This is a genomic window from Collinsella sp. CLA-ER-H8, assembly GCF_040092335.1.
Lineage (GTDB): Bacteria > Actinomycetota > Coriobacteriia > Coriobacteriales > Coriobacteriaceae > Collinsella.
In genome coordinates this window covers 1-16,137 of record NZ_JBBNLU010000008.1, presented here as the reverse complement: position 1 = coordinate 16,137, position 16,137 = coordinate 1, and the positions used below count along the sequence as shown (strand labels likewise).

General features: G+C 62.6%; 15 protein-coding genes. 2 read left to right on the top strand and 13 right to left on the bottom strand.

The genetic code is table 11. From position 1 onward, the window contains the following. Positions 1 to 401: 401 nt before the first annotated feature. From AAAX72_RS06475 to AAAX72_RS06450, 6 genes are all read right to left on the bottom strand, one after another. Positions 402 to 1,511, bottom strand: coding sequence for a hypothetical protein (locus AAAX72_RS06475; RefSeq protein WP_349129633.1), 1,110 nt, complete (start codon positions 1,509 to 1,511; stop codon positions 402 to 404). Between the two features lie 11 nt (positions 1,512 to 1,522). Continuing rightward, positions 1,523 to 2,329 carry a double zinc ribbon domain-containing protein gene (locus tag AAAX72_RS06470; protein ID WP_349129631.1) on the bottom strand — a complete coding sequence of 269 codons (807 nt, stop codon included), beginning with the start codon at positions 2,327 to 2,329 and terminating at the stop codon, positions 1,523 to 1,525. Positions 2,330 to 2,431: 102 nt separating this feature from the next. Further along, positions 2,432 to 4,132, bottom strand: coding sequence for a regulatory iron-sulfur-containing complex subunit RicT (gene ricT, locus AAAX72_RS06465; protein WP_349129630.1), 1,701 nt, complete (start codon positions 4,130 to 4,132; stop codon positions 2,432 to 2,434). Beyond that, positions 4,123 to 5,250, bottom strand: coding sequence for a DNA polymerase III subunit (locus AAAX72_RS06460; RefSeq protein ID WP_349129629.1), 1,128 nt, complete (start codon positions 5,248 to 5,250; stop codon positions 4,123 to 4,125). Before AAAX72_RS06460 ends, ricT begins: the two co-directional genes overlap by 10 nt. Before the next feature lies 1 nt (position 5,251). Continuing rightward, positions 5,252 to 5,935: a dTMP kinase gene (gene tmk / locus AAAX72_RS06455; protein ID WP_349129628.1), complete on the bottom strand. Its 684-nt coding sequence runs from the start codon at positions 5,933 to 5,935 to the stop codon at positions 5,252 to 5,254. A 252-nt stretch (positions 5,936 to 6,187) separates the two neighbouring features. Next, a complete protein-coding gene (locus AAAX72_RS06450) occupies positions 6,188 to 7,126 on the bottom strand; it encodes a serine hydrolase (protein WP_349129627.1) in 939 nt (312 codons plus the stop codon). A 318-nt stretch (positions 7,127 to 7,444) separates the two neighbouring features. Between AAAX72_RS06450 and AAAX72_RS06445 the strand changes: the two genes are divergently transcribed. Next, complete coding sequence (locus AAAX72_RS06445; protein WP_349129626.1) at positions 7,445 to 8,491, top strand: zinc-ribbon domain-containing protein; 1,047 nt, start codon at positions 7,445 to 7,447, stop codon at positions 8,489 to 8,491. Positions 8,492 to 8,654: 163 nt separating this feature from the next. Here the strand turns inward: AAAX72_RS06445 and AAAX72_RS06440 are convergent, their stop codons facing one another. The 7 genes from AAAX72_RS06440 to AAAX72_RS06410 form a co-directional block, all read right to left on the bottom strand. Continuing rightward, positions 8,655 to 11,249 carry a DNA topoisomerase I gene (locus AAAX72_RS06440; RefSeq protein WP_349129625.1) on the bottom strand — a complete coding sequence of 865 codons (2,595 nt, stop codon included), beginning with the start codon at positions 11,247 to 11,249 and terminating at the stop codon, positions 8,655 to 8,657. 54 nt (positions 11,250 to 11,303) lie between these two features. Beyond that, positions 11,304 to 11,987 carry a hydrogenase nickel incorporation protein HypB gene (hypB, locus tag AAAX72_RS06435; RefSeq protein ID WP_349129624.1) on the bottom strand — a complete coding sequence of 228 codons (684 nt, stop codon included), beginning with the start codon at positions 11,985 to 11,987 and terminating at the stop codon, positions 11,304 to 11,306. A gap of 55 nt (positions 11,988 to 12,042) precedes the next feature. Beyond that, positions 12,043 to 12,399, bottom strand: coding sequence for a hydrogenase maturation nickel metallochaperone HypA (gene hypA, locus AAAX72_RS06430; protein ID WP_217108232.1), 357 nt, complete (start codon positions 12,397 to 12,399; stop codon positions 12,043 to 12,045). A gap of 6 nt (positions 12,400 to 12,405) precedes the next feature. Further along, positions 12,406 to 13,197: a twin-arginine translocase subunit TatC gene (tatC, locus tag AAAX72_RS06425; RefSeq protein ID WP_171025188.1), complete on the bottom strand. Its 792-nt coding sequence runs from the start codon at positions 13,195 to 13,197 to the stop codon at positions 12,406 to 12,408. Beyond that, positions 13,197 to 13,772: a twin-arginine translocase TatA/TatE family subunit gene (locus AAAX72_RS06420; protein WP_349129622.1), complete on the bottom strand. Its 576-nt coding sequence runs from the start codon at positions 13,770 to 13,772 to the stop codon at positions 13,197 to 13,199. Before AAAX72_RS06420 ends, tatC begins: the two co-directional genes overlap by 1 nt. Before the next feature lie 153 nt (positions 13,773 to 13,925). Next, positions 13,926 to 14,240 (bottom strand): STAS domain-containing protein, encoded by a 315-nt coding sequence (locus AAAX72_RS06415; protein WP_035137695.1) that lies wholly within the window; start codon positions 14,238 to 14,240, stop codon positions 13,926 to 13,928. A gap of 51 nt (positions 14,241 to 14,291) precedes the next feature. Next, on the bottom strand, positions 14,292 to 15,596 hold the full coding sequence (locus AAAX72_RS06410) for an aminotransferase class I/II-fold pyridoxal phosphate-dependent enzyme (RefSeq protein ID WP_349129620.1): 1,305 nt from the start codon (positions 15,594 to 15,596) through the stop codon (positions 14,292 to 14,294). A 150-nt stretch (positions 15,597 to 15,746) separates the two neighbouring features. Between AAAX72_RS06410 and AAAX72_RS06405 the strand changes: the two genes are divergently transcribed. After that, positions 15,747 to 16,001, top strand: a complete 255-nt coding sequence (locus AAAX72_RS06405) for a hypothetical protein (RefSeq protein ID WP_022093864.1) — start codon at positions 15,747 to 15,749, stop codon at positions 15,999 to 16,001. Positions 16,002 to 16,137 lie beyond the last annotated feature (136 nt).

Sequence of the window (16,137 nt, the reverse complement as noted above, 5' to 3'; positions counted from 1 at the left end):
TTATAGCTAAGTTCAAGCTAAAGTTTAAGGTTAGGGGCGTCATTCGCACCGTGAGCACAGATTTTGCAGGTCGGAGCGGACTATTCGTGCCCCCATGAAGCCCGGAGCTCCCCTACGGGGAGCTCCGGGGCACCCGTCTCAGGGTGCCGTGGCCAAAAAATAGCAAATATGAGTACTGTTACCAATTTAGTAGCAGGAGTTTTTTGCCTCTGCAAGCAGTTTTCGCGCTCTATAACGTCAGATTGATGCCAGGATATTCCACATTTGTTTAATATCTTTCTAATTTACGCCATCTTCCAGTCCCAAAATCCCTGATTTTGCTGTTACTGAATTTGTAGCAGTACTCATATTTGCTATATTTTGGCCAGCGCATATATCCAACCCCCTGTTTCAGAGCATTGTTAGGCGGGTTTAAGCCCAAAACACGCCCGCAGCGTGTTAAATAGCGCCTCTTGTTTCTTTCTGCGAGCGTCAACACGGTTGCGATATCGCTTACCCATGCGCTGGTGGATGCGCCATGCGAGCGCTTCCATCGCTTCCATGTCGCAGAGCATTTCGTTGTTGACCGTCGCGACCTCGATTCCCATAGTAATCAAGCCCGTGTTGCGTTTTTCATCATGGATACGCCCCCTCCGGGAGGAATGGCCCAGCTCACCGTTGTATTCCAGGTCAAACCGGGCTTCTTCCTGATACGCATCGCAAACTGCATGCGGCATCCCCGAGATTGCCTGCGCGCGGTCATCGAACTCGATCTTGTAGTCGGTCTTAAAGGGACCGCAGGCAAATCCGCCATAGGAAAACGGAAGCGAAAACAGAGCGAGCATGATGCACTCCATGGGCGAGAGCAGGTTTTCCGACAGGTAGGGACACAGGCTCAGCAGCTGTTTGGCCACATTCCCCTTGCATGCCGCAAGGTAATCTGCCAGGCGATCGGGCGTCAGCACCGGCTCGACTTCAAAGTAGCCCACGTCTGCCGGTTGGTCCTTGTCCTTTGCAAGTCTATTCGCAACAGGCGAGGTATAGGGAGGTAGATACTTCCCGCGATCGCTCAGTGAAATCTTGGAACACAGTTCCTGGGCCAGGGCAAACGCCTGGATACAGCCGACCTCGCGGGCGACGGCAACACAAAGGGCCTCGGGTGATAGGCTGTACACCCCCGGTTCCACCTCTAGAATCGAGCCGGCAGGCAACCCGGAACACACGGACCAGCCCACGCCAGGCATGCGGCGGCGCTGCGCCGCAGATCCCACCAGCAAGCACAGATCTTCTTGCACCTCGCCGCTTTTGGCTCCAATTCGAACCAGGTCGGGAAGATAGATATCCTCGGTCGAAGGCGATGACGTGCACAGCACGCGGTGCTCCTCCTCGGGCTCAAGGTCCTTCCAGCCGATGTAGCCCATCTGCCGGCGCTCGGCTCGAATCATACGCAACGCCGAGGCGCCCGTCAGGATCACGGAAGCCGCTAGCTGCTCTTTTGTCGGTTTGTTGCACTGCCTGATTGTTACCGCCACACGAATCACCCCTACCAAACGCGTGCGATAGCGAGGCCATCAATGGCCGCGGCACCGGCGCGCTTGAGTTCCGCCGAAGCCGCTGCCATCGTCGCACCCGTGGTGATAACGTCGTCGATAAGCAGCAGGCGGCGGCCCCGCACGTCCTCAACGGTCTCGTACATGCCTCGGGCACGTTCACGGCGTTCTTCACGACCGAGTTCACGCTGGTCGCCATGGCCGTACTTAACGAGGGCGTCGAGCAGCGGAACACCCGACAGCTCGCAAAATGGGCGCGCGATGGCTTCCATATGATCGAAGCCGCGTCGCCGAAACGCCGCCGACGTCGCGGGCACAAACACCACTGCATCGGCGCCGGACAACACACCGTCATAGCGATCGGGTGCCGCGACCTGGGCATGTAAGGCGGTGTCGTATAGCAGCTCTGCCAGATACGGCGCCAGGCGTCGCTCGCCCGCGTCTTTGTACGCTTTGATGATCCGCGGCAGCGGATGCGTGTAAACGGCACATGCCAGGCACCGGTCGAGTGCTTCGGCCATCGCCGAGGACGTACCCTCGACCGAGCACTCGGTGCACAACAAGTCTCCAAACGGGGCACCGCATCGAGTGCAGCTATGCCGCGGGTCGATAAGCGCAAGCGCCGCCAGGCAGTCTTGGCAAATAAGCGCGCCGGAGCGCTCGCAGCCGGCGCATCGCGTGGGCGACAACGCCTCAAGCGCCTCGTGCGCCGCCCGCTCGGCAACCGGTAGCAATTCGTCCGCAAACGGTAGAATGTCGGCACCTTGCAGGCATCCCAACACATTCAAGTGTCTCTTCACGACACAACCCTCCCTACGTTCGGTCGCAGGGAGGGTTGTTGATTCAGCGCTATGGTACCCCGACGCGTTTGGGGTCAGGCAGGTTAAATCCGTTTGCGGGCACTATTCGCCGGTGGGCGGTTGCGGTGCGGACGAGTTTTGGGTCGAGCCCTCGCCACCATCCTGGCGCGGCTTGCGGGAACGACGACGGCGACGGCGCTTTTGACCCTGGTCGGCCGAACCCTCGCCACCACGATCTTCGCGCGACTCGCGTTCGTCGCGAGCAGCGCCGCGTGCGGCCTTGGCTGCCGCCCCTCCGCCATCTCCGGGGCGACGGCGCGTGACCTTGACCTCGCCGTCCGAGACCTGATCGGCCACGGAGGGCACCGAGGGCTTTTGCTGCGTGCCCGAGGAATGGCGACGACGCGGACGCGGGGTGCGCTCGTCATCGTTGCGCTGCTTGCCACCCTTGTCGGCAGGCGTATCAGAACCCGAACCACCCTTGGGGGCGGCACCGGCTTCGCGAGCGGCTGCGGCGCGGAAGGCGTCCTCGCGCTCCTCGCTCGACAAATGGCGGCGGCGACGGCGCGTGGGATTCATGCCACCGCCGCGGTTTTGCTGCTGAGGCTGCTGAGCCTCGCGCTCGCGGGAGGAGTTCTTGCCTGCGGGAGCGGTCTCGCCGGCATCGACCGAACCCGAGCGCTTGCGGCGGCGACGTCCACCGGCGGCCTCCTCAGCCTCGGGTGCCTCGGCCTTGCCGCGACCCTTACCGCGGCCGCGACCCTCGCCCTGGCTCTGACCGGCACGGGTATCGGCGTCCGCATCGCGACGGCGGCGCTTGGGCATCGACGTGCCGGCCAGACGGTCGGCGCTCGACAGGCCATCGCCCACGTCGACGCCGTTCTCGCGGTCGAGCTCCATAAGCGCCAAGCGCATCTCGGGCGACTCGATACGCTCGAGCACATCGCGCGTCACGCAGTCGGGGCGGCAGTTGCAGCCCTGCTCGGCGGCCTTCTTTTTGCAGCCCTCAGAGCAGGTCATGTCGGCCAAGTTGACCTTAAAGACTTTGCCGTTCTCCAGGCGCAACACCAGCTGCTCACGCGGCGTGTCATATTCCTGGATACGCGCCTTGCCAAGCGGCGTATCGATAAGCGTCTTCTTTTTGGGCGCGCGGCTCTTAAAGTCCTTGTACGCCTCGAACTCGTAGCGCAGGCAGCACATCAGGCGGCCGCAGACGCCGCTAATTTTGGACGAGTTGAGCGGCAGGTCCTGCTCTTTTGCCATGCGAATCGAAACCGGCTCAAACTGTCCGCCAAAGCGCGTGCAGCAGAGCTCCTGGCCGCACTGGGCATAGCCGCCCACCAGGCGGGTCTCGTCACGCACGCCGATCTGGCGCATGTCGACGCGAATGTGCAGCGTCGAGGACAGGTCCTTGACGAGCTGACGGAAATCGACGCGCTCCTCGGCAGCAAAGTAGAACACAGCCTTCTCGCCGCCAAACAGGTACTCGACGCCGACCGGCTTCATCTCGAGGTCGAGTTCCTTGACCAGACGGCGGAAGTCGACCATGGCCTCGTCACCCTGGATAGCCAGGTCGTCGGCAAGCTGCAGGTCGATGTCGCTCGCTACGCGCAACACGGGCTTGAGCGGCTGGCCAATCTCGTCTTGCGGCACCTCGAAGGGATCGGCCGTGACCAGGCCGATCTCGGTTCCGCGCTCGGTGGAGCAAATGGCATAATCGGCCTCGAGGATATCCAGATCCTGCGGGTCGAACCACAGGTCGCGCGAGGCGTAGGTAAACTTAACGGGTACGACTAACGGCATTTCAGTGCCTTCCTGATATCGAACAGCATGACCTCGATGGCCAGCTGGGGAGTAACGTTTCTGGCGATGTTGCGCTCAGCGGTGGCAACCGCCTCAAGCGCCTGAGTGGCACCCGCAACATTCGTCGCGGCGGCAAGCCGCCCGATCGTGTCGCGCACGTCCTCGTTCACAACGTCTGCCGCCTCGTCCTGAAGCGTCAGCAGCACGTCGCGCATGAGCGTCCGCGCGCTCGCCAGCGCTTCCATGATACCCGAACGCTCGCGCGCGTTGAGTTCGCGCTTGTTGCGGTCCTCAAGCTGCTTCAATGCTCCACGCGACAGGTAGTCGGCATTTTGCTCGAGCACCTTTTCCTGCGTGGACTTGACCTCGGCGAGCGGCGCTTTGACGGCGACGATGAGTGACTTGGCGCGGCTGAGCACGTCGGCCTCGTCGGCAGCGATGAGCGAGTCGATGGCGCGGAGCATCTGGCGACGGGCGTCCTGGCGCTCGGCGCTCTTGAGGAACTCGATACCACGCGTGGGGCTTCCCGCCACAGCGACGGCCATGCGGCAGCGCGCGGGATCCTGACCGGTGGCGCGGCTCACGGCCTGCGCGGCCACAGTGGGCGACACCAGCCGAAACGGTACGCACTGGCAGCGGCTCACGATGGTGGGCAGCATCACGTCAGCCGAGGTGCCCAACAGGATGAACATGACGCCCTCGGGCGGTTCCTCGAGCGTTTTGAGCAGCGCGTTGGCGGTGTTGGCGCGCAGCTGCTCGGCACGGTCGATGATGTAGACCTTTGCCTTGGCGCGGATAGGCGCCAAGGGCACGTCGTCGAGCAGCTCGCGGGTCTGCGCGATGAGGTAGCCCGTAGCGCTTTCGGGCGTGTAATAGTGCACGTCGGGATGCGTATGGCGGGCGACGCGTACGCAGCTGTCGCACGAGCCACAGCCGTCCTGCTCGCACAGGAATGCCTGGGCAAGCGCCCATGCGGCGTCGAGCTTACCGGCGCCGGGCGCGCCCAAAAACAGGTAGGCGTGCGATGCGCGACCGCTGGTGACGGCATTGGTCAAAAAGTCGCGCACGCGTTCCTGGGTGTCGAGCTTGGCCAGCAAGCTTGCCTGAGCGGGGGCCATGTTACTCGGCCTCCTGGGCAAGCGCGGCGGCGACGGCATCCTGGGGGATGTCGAGACCGTGCGCACGAACCAGCTCGACCGTTTGCGCGAAGACGTCTGCGATCGACGCAGCGGCATCGATGAGCTTTACGCGGTCTGGCTCCTCGGCGGCAATGCTGCAGAATCCCTGGTAAACACGCTCCTGGAAGGCCATGCCCTTGGCCTCCATGCGATCCGCCGCACCGCGGGCCGCCATGCGCAGCGCCGCCTGCTCGGGCGCGATGTGATAGACGAGCGTGAGCGCCGGATGCGTCCCCGCAACAGCCAGGTTGTTGGCATCGCGCACCATCTGGCGGTCGAGGCCATCGGCAAACGCCTGATAGCAGGTCGTGGAATCGTAGAAGCGATCACACAGGACCACCTTGCCGGCCGCAAGGGCGGGCGCGATAACCTCGTGCACCAGCTGGGCACGCGCGGCCTCGTAGAGCAGCAGCTCGCAGGTGTCGCCCATCGCCGTATTGGCGGGGTCGAGCAGCAGGGCGCGGATCTTTTCGCTGATGGCGGTGCCGCCCGGCTCGCGCAGAGTTACGACCTGATAGCCAGCGAGGTCGAGCGCGCGGGCCAGCAGGCGCGCCTGCGTGGACTTGCCGGCGCCGTCGACGCCCTCGAGCGTGATAAAGCTATGTTGAGCGGGCTCAAAAGCCATGGGCGCAGCCCCTTCCTACAAGGCGCGAAAATGCAAGTTATAGCAACCAAGCCATGATACCCCAGCGTCCGGTGCACCCCAAATCCCACCTAGTCATTGGGGACGTTCTTAAATGGCTAGGTGGCAGTTAGGGACGTTCCCAAAGTGCCGGCCGAAAAGGAACGTCCCCCAACTGCCGACCCTCTAAGTTGCGGTGAAATAGGGACTGAAAACGCCTTCTAGCAGCAAATACAATCCCTATTTCACCGCAAGTTAGGAGTGGGCGCGGGCGTTGATGGCGAAGGAAATGTCGCGCTCGAGCGCTAGGGCCTGCTCGCGTTCGAGGTCTTGGGTGAGGATTGCCAGCACGTAAGGGCGCTCGGCATAGACGATTGCGGCATCGTGCTGAGCATTCGCCAGGCTGCCCGTTTTGTGCGCAACCAAAACGCCGCCGGGAACACCCTCGACAATACCGCGCGCGTCTTCCTGCGCCAGCAGATATCCGCGCGCTCGCTCGCACAGCTCGGGCGTCGCGATTGTCCCCGCCGCCAGCCGCTGCAACACGGCCGCAGCATCACGGGCGCTCGTATAGTTCTCGCGACCCTGCGCCTGGGCATCGGTGTCCATCATCAAACGAGCGAGCACGGTCTGGGTCAGTCCCAATGCGGCACACGTTTCGTTGACCGTATCCATGCCAACCCTGCCGATAACAAGGTTCGCTGCCACGTTATCGCTCTGGGCGATCATAGCGTGCAGTAGCTCGTCAATACTGTACGACACACCCGCGCCGCGCGACTGAATGTTGCCGCTGCCACCCACGATATCCTGTTGCGTTACCGTTATCTGCTCGTCGAGGGACAGCTCGCCCGCCGCCACGGTCTCGAGCGCACAAGCGAGAACGGGAAGCTTGATGATGCTTGCCGCCACATGTCGCGCATCCGGCGCCACAGCGGCTTCACCATCGAGCGACGCGAACGTTTGAGGATCAAGCGCCACAGCATAGACCGAGGTAGACCCACCATACGGCTCGACAAGGGCTTCGATATCTTGCTGAAGGCCGGCAATCCAAGAAGCCCGGGAGACAGCTTCCGCCTTTTGAGCGGACGGATGATTCGCTTTTTGTTTGGCAGGGACAGCGGAGCCCTCAGCCTCGTTGCGGCGCGCGGCACAACCGCCGAGACTCATCACCGAGGCAAGCGCTCCGGTCAACATCCCGGCACAAAACACTCGACGCGAGCAATCGCGCGCAGTGAGGGGTGCATCCCCCGGCGGGATCCGGAACGCCTCCACGTTTTCGCCGCCACCCCGACCTTGCTCGCCGCAGTACACAGACTCACTCCCCACCATCGCATTCTACCGAGCCGTCGATAAACGGCCGCGCCGGACACCCAGTACGCCGCACTCATTGTGACGCATGCGACAGGGCTTGCGCGACATGATCATCCTCACATAACCAGTTGGGTCGGCGCGGCCCAACCGCACCTGAACCACCTTATAATCTAGCCAACACATCGAACGGAAGGAACCATCATGCCCCGGTTTTGTACCCATTGCGGCAAGCTTCTGAATGACGACGAGCGTTTTTGCACCAGCTGCGGAACGCCGGTAACCGATGATGGCCAGGCCTCTCAGTCGCAAGAGAATGCGCAGGCAGCCGAACATGCCGCCGCGCCCGACGCCGCCTTCGACACCGCCGCGACCACGGTTCAGTCTGCGCAGCAGCCCACGGCGACTCAGCCCCAACCGGCAGACGTGACCGTACAGTCCGCCCATCAGCCCGTGTCCGCTCCCCAGCCCGAAGTTGGCACGACGCAGCAATGGGCGGCGCCAGCCGGCTCCGCGCCGCAGCAGCCCATTCCGACCGCCGCTCCGCAGGCCGGCGCCCCCGCTGCTCCCAAAAACAACAACGCCCTGCTCATCGGCATCATCGCCGCGCTAATCGTCGTGATTATCGCGCTCGTCGTGTTCTTTATGATCAAGCCTTTCGACAAGGGCGCCGATGATACCAAGGGCACGACGATCGAGAAGGTCAAGATCGACCACGATAACGACGATGCGTCCGTCAAGGGCGACCCCAACAAGCTTGACGATGATGATGACGATGACGTCCACGATGCCGCCACCATCAGCGAGCAGAACGTCTACGACCAGCTGAGCTCCTACTACAGCAGGCTCTCCGATCTTGATCAGCAGGTTCGCGACTGCGCCACCACATTCAACACGTACTATCTCAAGGATGACCGAAGCTCGCGTCAGTCGGCCAGCGATGCCGCCGAGGCGCTCGAGGATCAGGTCGACGACCTCAAGGACGAGGTCGAGGACCTGGACGTTCCCATCGACTCGCAGAACTACAGCTCGTGGAAAGACATCATCGCGCTCTACGACGACCTGGAGAATCGCATTGACGTCATTTGCGATGCCTGGGAGATCAGCCTTGAGTACTCCAGCCCCGCCAACCACAAGGACGAGATCGTGGCACCGCTGGCGCGCGACAACGTAGCGGGCACCAACGACAACAAATACCGTCTGGACTTTGAGGACCGCTACCCCGGCGCCGCACCCGTCGAGGTGAAGTAATCCCAACAACTGATCAAAACTTGCGGTGAAATAGGGATTAATTAGGCCTTTTGCCAGCAAAAACAGTCCCTATTTCACCGCAACTTAGAAGTGGGGCCGGGCGCGCATTTGCATTTGCGCGCCCGGCCCCGCCGTGTCTATATGTGCTCGGTTATGTGCTCGGTTACTTGTCAGCGGCTGCTTTCTTGGCAGTCGACTTCTTCGCGGTCGACTTCTTGGCGGCAGTGGCTTTCTTAGCCGTGGCCTTCTTTGCCGTCGAAGTCTTCTTCACCGTGCTCGCCTTGGTTGTGGTCTTGCGGCCGCGGGCGGGCTTCTTCTCCTTGGTCGGGCAGTCCATGTTGACGCAGATACGCCACGGACCGCGCGCCGTGTTGACCACCACGATGGGAGCGCCGCACTCGGGACAGGTCTCGCCCGTCGCCTCGAGCTTGCCGCGCGCCGGCAGCGGATAGCTCACGCCGCAGTCATCGTAGTTGGTGCAGCGGATAAAGCGCTTGCCGCTCTTTTCGCTCTTGTGCGCGATCAGGTCGCCATGGCGTCCTGCCTCGGCGCACACCTTGCACTCGCCCACCTTAAGATCGGGCTCGTAGTTGGTGGGGCACGTGGGGTTCACGCAAATCTCGAAGGCCTTCTGGCGGAACGGCTGGCACTTAATGCGCGGCGCGCCGCACTCGGGGCACACGGCCGCCTCGCCCTCGAGCGGGCTTACCTTGACGCCGCTCGGCACCGGATAGGTCACGTCGCAGTCGGGCCAGCCCATGCAGCCGATAAAGCTGCCGCGGGTCTTGGCGCTCGTCTTCATAACCAGGTCCTTGCCGCACTTGGGGCAGGCGCCCACGCGCGCATCGGCCGTGACGGCGTCGCTAATGGCGTCGCCCAGCTCCTGCGTGTGCTTGAGCAACTCGTCGAGCACGCCGGCCAGCAGCGCGCGCGAATGCGTCACGACATGCTCTTCGGTATCCTCGCCGCGCTCCACACGGGTCATATCGCCATCGAGCTCGCTGGTCATATCGGGGCTCGTGATGCGCGGGGCAAACTGCGTCAGCGCGTCGATGATGGCGATGCCCAGCTGGCTCGGCTCAACGGGATCATTTTTGAGATAGCGCACGGCGTACAGACGCTCGATGATGCTCGCGCGCGTGGACTTGGTACCCAGGCCGCGCTTTTCCATCTCCTGAACGAGCTTGCCCTGGCTATAGCGCGCGGGCGGCTCGGTCTGCTTGGCCTCGAGCTTAATGTCGAACACGTCGACCGTATCGCCCTGCTCCAGCGGCGGCATCTGCTCGTCGCGTTTAAGGCCGTACGGGTAGGCCTCGCGGAAGCCAGGGGTCACGAGCACATCGCCCGAAGCCACGAACGGCTCACCGTTCACGTCGAGCTCGAGCTTGGTGTTCTCGATGGTCGCGGGCCCCATGAGCGTCGCCAGGAAGCGACGGGCGATGAGGTCGTAGAGCTTGCGCTGGCCGCCGTCGAGCGTGGACGGATCGCCCTCGCCCGTGGGATAGATAGGCGGGTGGTCGGTGGTCTCGACTTTGCCGCGCGTGGGCTTCATGGGACCGGCGAGCACCTTTTTGCACACGGGCGCCAGCGCCGGGTTGATCTTTGCCAGGTCGCTCACCACGGCGCCCAGATCGAGCGTCGCAGGGTACACGGTATTATCGACACGCGGGTAGCTGATGAGACCGGCCATGTAGAGGGACTCGGCGATGCGCATCGTACGCGCAGGCGAGATGCCCTCGGCCGCGGCGGCAGCCTGCAGCGAGGTCGTCGCAAACGGCGTGGGCGGCTGCTGCTTACGCGAGCGCTTGGTCACCGCGGCAACGGTCGCCGTCTTGGCGCCGTCGACATGGCCGTACGCCGTCTCGGCAGCATCCTTGTCGGTAAAACGCGCCGTCTTGTGCGCGATCTTAAAGCGGTCGTCCTCGGCAGCGCCCTGCGCGGCACCCATGCCGCGAATCTGCCAATAGTCCTCGGGCACAAACGCCATGCGCTCGCGCTCGCGCTCGACCACCAGGGCGAGCGTCGGCGTCTGCACGCGGCCGGCAGAGCGCACGTTACCAAAGCCGCCGAACTTGGCGAGCGTCAGATAACGCGTGAGCACCGCGCCCCAAATGAGGTCGATATGCTGGCGGCTCTCACCGGCGTCGGCTAGATTCTGGTCGAGTGAGACGAGATTATCGAAGGCGTGCGTGATCTCGGCCTTGGTAAACGAAGAGTACTGGGCGCGGGCAACCGGCAAGTCGGGCGCCACCTCGCGCACCTTGTTGAGAGCGTCCGAACCGATCAGCTCGCCCTCGCGGTCGAAGTCCGTGGCGATGATGACGCTGTCGGACTTCTTAGCCAGGTTCTTGAGCGAACGAATGAGCTCCTTCTCGGCCGGTAGCTTAATGACGGGTGCCCAGGTGAGGTAAGGCAGGCTCTCGAGCTTCCAGCCCTTGATGGAAATGCCGTCGGCAAGGAACGGTTTACGCTTGGTGTCGTAGGGCGGACGCGCCAGGCCATCGGGTATGTCGGCCGGCAGCATCTCGCCGTCCTCGGTGACCGAATACCAGCCCAGCTTTTTATCGAACAGCACGCTGTCGCAAAAATCGGGCGCCAGGATGTGACCGGCAAGACCGATCGTCACGCACTCCTCGCCCTTCCACTCAAAACGGTAGATGGCGGTGTTGTACACCTTGTCCTTTTTGGGCTTACCCGTGGACAGCCGCTCGGCGATCTGACGCGCGGCGTCGTTTTTCTCGGCGATGATGAGCTTCAAAAGAGGCTCCTATCTCGTATCTCTGCGGCTACGCCCGCCCGTATGGCGGCCGACTTACGCCCTTGCTTGCTCAATCTGCCCGATGAGCCAATCGCACCAGGCATCCATGCCCTCGCCCTTGCGCGCGCTCACGGCAAACCGCGGCGCCTGCGGATTGAGGTCATCGAGTGTCTTAGTATACCTATCCATGTCAAAATCGAAAGCCGGGGCCACATCGACCTTGTTGAGCAGCTGCGCGCCGGCGTGTTGGAAGATGCCCGGGTACTTGATGGGCTTGTCGTCGCCCTCGGGCACCGAGAGGATCATGATGGACAGGTTCTCACCCAGGTCAAAGTCGACCGGACAGACCAAGTTGCCCACGTTTTCGATAAAAATGACGTCGATGTTCTCCAGACCGACGGCCTGGTCGAACGCGTCAACGGCCTCCATGATCATGTTGCCTTCGAGGTGGCACAGGCCGCCCGTGTTGATCTGGATGGCGGGCATGCCGGCTTCCTTCATGGTGATGGCATCGACATCCGAGGCGATATCGCCCTCGATGACGGCGCAACGCAGGCCCGCCTTGTCGCGCAGGCGCTCGTTGGTGCCCAGAATCGTAGTGGTCTTACCCGAGCCAGGGCTCGACAAGACGTTGATCACATAGGTGTTTGTATCTTTAAATCGCTGACGCAGCTGATCTGCCAGGCGCTCATTGCGCGACAGAATCGGCGATGCGATATCAATCGTTTTCTCGGCCATACTCGGCACTCCTTACTTTGACCCCTTTATACCCCGTCCCCAGGTGGCTGGCGGGCTAATCGTCGGGGGTTTCGATTTCGATACTCGCGATGTCGAGCTCGCGGCCGTGCAACAGGCGCACGTTGGCGCCGCCACATTGGGGGCAGCGGCAATGGAAGCGATCGTGGTCGAAAACCTCGCCGCAATCCAGACACTCGCTTTGTGGATGGACCTCCTCCACGGCAAGCTCGCAGCCTTGCGTGAGCGGATCCTCGTCGCGAAACGTCTCCCACGCAAAGTCGAGCGCCTCGCGCACAACTTCGGTCATATCCCCGATACGCAGCGTTACCAAAACGGCGCGCGAGGCCCCCGCCCCACGCGCCGCGCGAATCACTGTATCGAGTATGCCGTTGACAATGCCAACCTCGTGCATACCGATTTACTCCTCGTCGTCCTCATCGTCCGAGAACAGGTCCAGACGACTCACAAACAAGCCCTCCTTGCCCTCGCGCGCGGTAATGACCACACGGGCGATGGCAAGCGAAATCTCGTAGAGCGAGAGCAGGGCGCCATACATGAGGCCCAGCGTAACGGGCGAGCCGTCGGGCGTAATCACAGCCGAGCCCACAAGCAGGCCAACGTACACGAAACGCCAGGCACTACGGAAGGCCGCGTAGGACACGATATGGAAGACGGACAGATAAAAGATGATGAGCGGCAGCTCAAACGCCACACCAAAGCCGATCATAAAGAGCAGCTCCATGTTGACGTAGTTCTCCAGATCGGGCAGCGCCGTAGCGACGGCCGAAGTTTCGCCGATGAGCCACTCAAAGCCCGCAGGGATGATGATGAAGTAGCAAAAGATGGCGCCCAGAAAGAACAGCACCGTCGAGGCGAGCACCGTGGGCACGACCCACTTGCGCTCGTTGGGGCGAAGCGCAGGCAGGAAAAACGCCAGAATCTGCCAGATAATCATGGGCGTGCACATGACCACGGCCATCTTGATGGCCAGCGAGAAGCGCAAGCCAAAGCCGCCGAGCGTGGTGGTGATGTAGAACTTACCATCCGGCACAAAGGAGCGGATGGGGTCTTCCAGGATGTCGAGCACCACGGGCGTGGCGAAATACAGCACGATGGCGGCGGCAAACACCGATACGACCACGATGGTCAGACGGCGACGGAGCTCTCCCAGGTGATCGAAGAGCGGCATTCGCGCAGGTCCGATAGGCATTACTCATCGCCTCCCTTCGAGGCGTCGGCGGCAGCGGCTTCGTCCTCGGCCTCGAGCTCACGAGCGAGCTGGTCGACGACGGCCTTGCGCTTGCGGGGACGACGGGCGTAGAGGTCAGCCGTCGTGGGCTCTGCCGGCTCCGGCTCGGGCTCCGGCTCTGCAGCAGGTTCGGGCTCGGCAGCGGCGGACCCGGCGGTGCCCTCGGTCGCAGGCTCCTCGGCAGTATTCTCGCCCTCAGCAGCACCCTCGCTCGCGGCCTTCTCGGCAGCAAGACGGGCGCGGCGCTCGGCAAAGGTCTCCTTCTTGGCGGCCGCTGCCGTCTCGGCGGCATCCTCGTCCGCATCGGAATCGTCATCGACGGCAGCCTTCTTGGGCTTAACCGGAGCCGAAGCGGCCTCGCTTACCGGATCGATGATCTCGGACTGAACAACGGCCGTCATCTTTTCCTGCGTCTCGCGGAACTGACGGATGGCACGGCCGATCGTGCGGCCCATCTGCGGGAGCTTATCCGGGCCAAACAGCAAAAAGCCGAAGACCACGATGATCGCGAGCTCACCCTCTCCAATACCAAACACACATACCTCCAAGGCTCGATGTGAGTCGAGCCCGCACCGCGCCATTCGGCCGGAACTCGTCTATTCATTCGGTCAAGTATAGCGCCCGGACGCTAAAACGTCCGAGCGCATCACAAACATATACCAAACGGCACGCCCTTTTGGGAGCAAAGATTATGCAGCGGTGATCGAAATCTCCTGGTCGACACCCAACAGCTGGACCACGCGCATCACCGGGGGCTGCACATTGGTGCAGCTAAAGCGCTTGCCGTGGTCGACCGCGTGGTGCGCGGCGCCCACGAGCACGCCAATGCCCGTCGAATCGATGTAGCTCACCTGGGCAAAGTCGAGCTCAACGGCCTCGGTGGGCTGCTCGAGCGCCAAATCGATGGCATTGCGCAGGCTATCGGCGTTAGAAATATCGATCTCGCCGGTTACCTTAATGGTGTAGAGCTCTGGCGTGGGGTTGGTGGAAATACCCAGATCCATGTATACGCTCCTTTACGTATCGAAAGTGCGGATAGTACGGGAAGCCGCGCGTTAGGCGCGCTCGGCACGAGCAAGCTCGGCAGCGACAAGCTTAACGGCCAGCACCAGTACGTCGAGCGCTGCCTCCAGGTCCTCGACCGTGGGATAGCTCGGCGCGATGCGGATGTTGGTGTCGCGCGGGTCCTTGCCATAGGGCCAGGTGGCACCGGCAGGCGTGAGCTTGACGCCCAGGTCGGCGCAAAGCGCGGCGACCTTCTGGGCCGAGCCCTCGGGACCATCGAAGCTTACAAAGTAGCCGCCGCGGGGGTGCGTCCAGGTGGCACAGCCCGTATCGCCCAAGCCCTCGGTGAGCTTGCGCTCGACGGCCTCAAAGCGCGGACGCAGGAACTCGGCATGCTTTTTCATGTGCTCCTTGACCGCCTCGATGGTGGGAAGGAAACGCACGTGACGCAGCTGGTTGAGCTTGTCGGCGCTGATGAGGCCGGCCTTCAGGCGCCTGGAGAACTCGGCGATGACCGCGGGGCTCGCACCGATAAAGCCGATGCCGGCGCCCGGGAAGGTGATCTTGGACGTCGAGGCAAAGGCCACCACGCGGTCCTCGGTGCCCGCCGCGCGAGCGAGGTCAAAGATGTTTGCGAGCTCGTCGGTCTCGTCGTACAGGTCGTGCACGCAGTAGGCGTTGTCCCAGAAGATGCGAAAATCGGGCGCGGCCGTGGGCATCTCGACCAGACGGCGCACAGTGTCCTCGCTAAAGGTGATGCCCGTGGGGTTGGAATACTTGGGCACGCACCAGATACCCTTGATGGAATCGTCGGCGGCAACGAGGTGCTCGATCTCGTCCATGTCGGGGCCGTTGTCGGTCATCGCGACGGGGACGTTCTCGATGCCCAAGTCGGCGGTGATGCCAAAGTGGCGATCGTAGCCGGGAACGGGGCACAGGAACTTGACCTTCTTGCCGTCGTGCGCGGCCTCGTAGGCGTCCCAGGGCTCGCTGCCGCACGAGCCGCAGCGCCAGAACATGCCGGCGATGTCATGCTCGATCAAAAGGCTCGACGAACCCAGCACGAGCGTCTGCTCGGCGGGACAGCCCAGGAACTCCCCCGCCAGCTTGCGCGCCGAGGGAATACCCTCAAAACAGCCGTAGTTGGAACAATCGACGTTGCCGTCGTGCAGATCGGCGTCGGCATTGAGGATATCGAGCATGGGGCGCGAGATGTCCACCTGGGAGGGCGACGGCTTGCCGCGCGCCATGTCGAGCGCCAGGCCCTTGGCCTTGACCTCGGCGACCTCGGCTTTGAGCGCCTCGATGGCGGCATCGAGTTCGGTGGTTTCCATCTTCTGGTAGATCGTCTGCATGGGGTGCGACCTTTCGCGAAGCGGTACGTTGCAGTTCGTCTAAGTATAGACCGCCACCGCCGCAACGTTATGAAGCCGTGATAGATTAAGTACATCGCAATAAATTACGAATCGCCACGCATGCCGGCGTGGGGCGCCCAAGGAGGCACTATGGAGTACGGATCGTTCCAGGCCGAAGAATTCGGCGACCTGCAGCGCCTGGTCGACGGACTATTTTACGACCGCCACGCCATCGACCGCCTGGATCTGATCGTACAGGCCGAGATCTTGGACCTGGCGCCCGATCTCATGGAGATCGTCAACCTGCTACCGCCCGGCTATTACGACCGCCAGTCACTTTGCGACCAGCTCAACTCCGCCTTGGCCGCCCACGGCTGGGGTGCCGTCTACGGAACGGTGGAATAGCCCTAGTCATTTAAGAACGTCCATTACAGTCGAAATTGTCAGCCCGGGACCGTCTCGGGCTACGATTGAGGCGCGCCCAGAACGGGCCGCCGACCGGGCGCCCGCGCACGGCCGAACGTCCCTGCCCCCGAGAGGG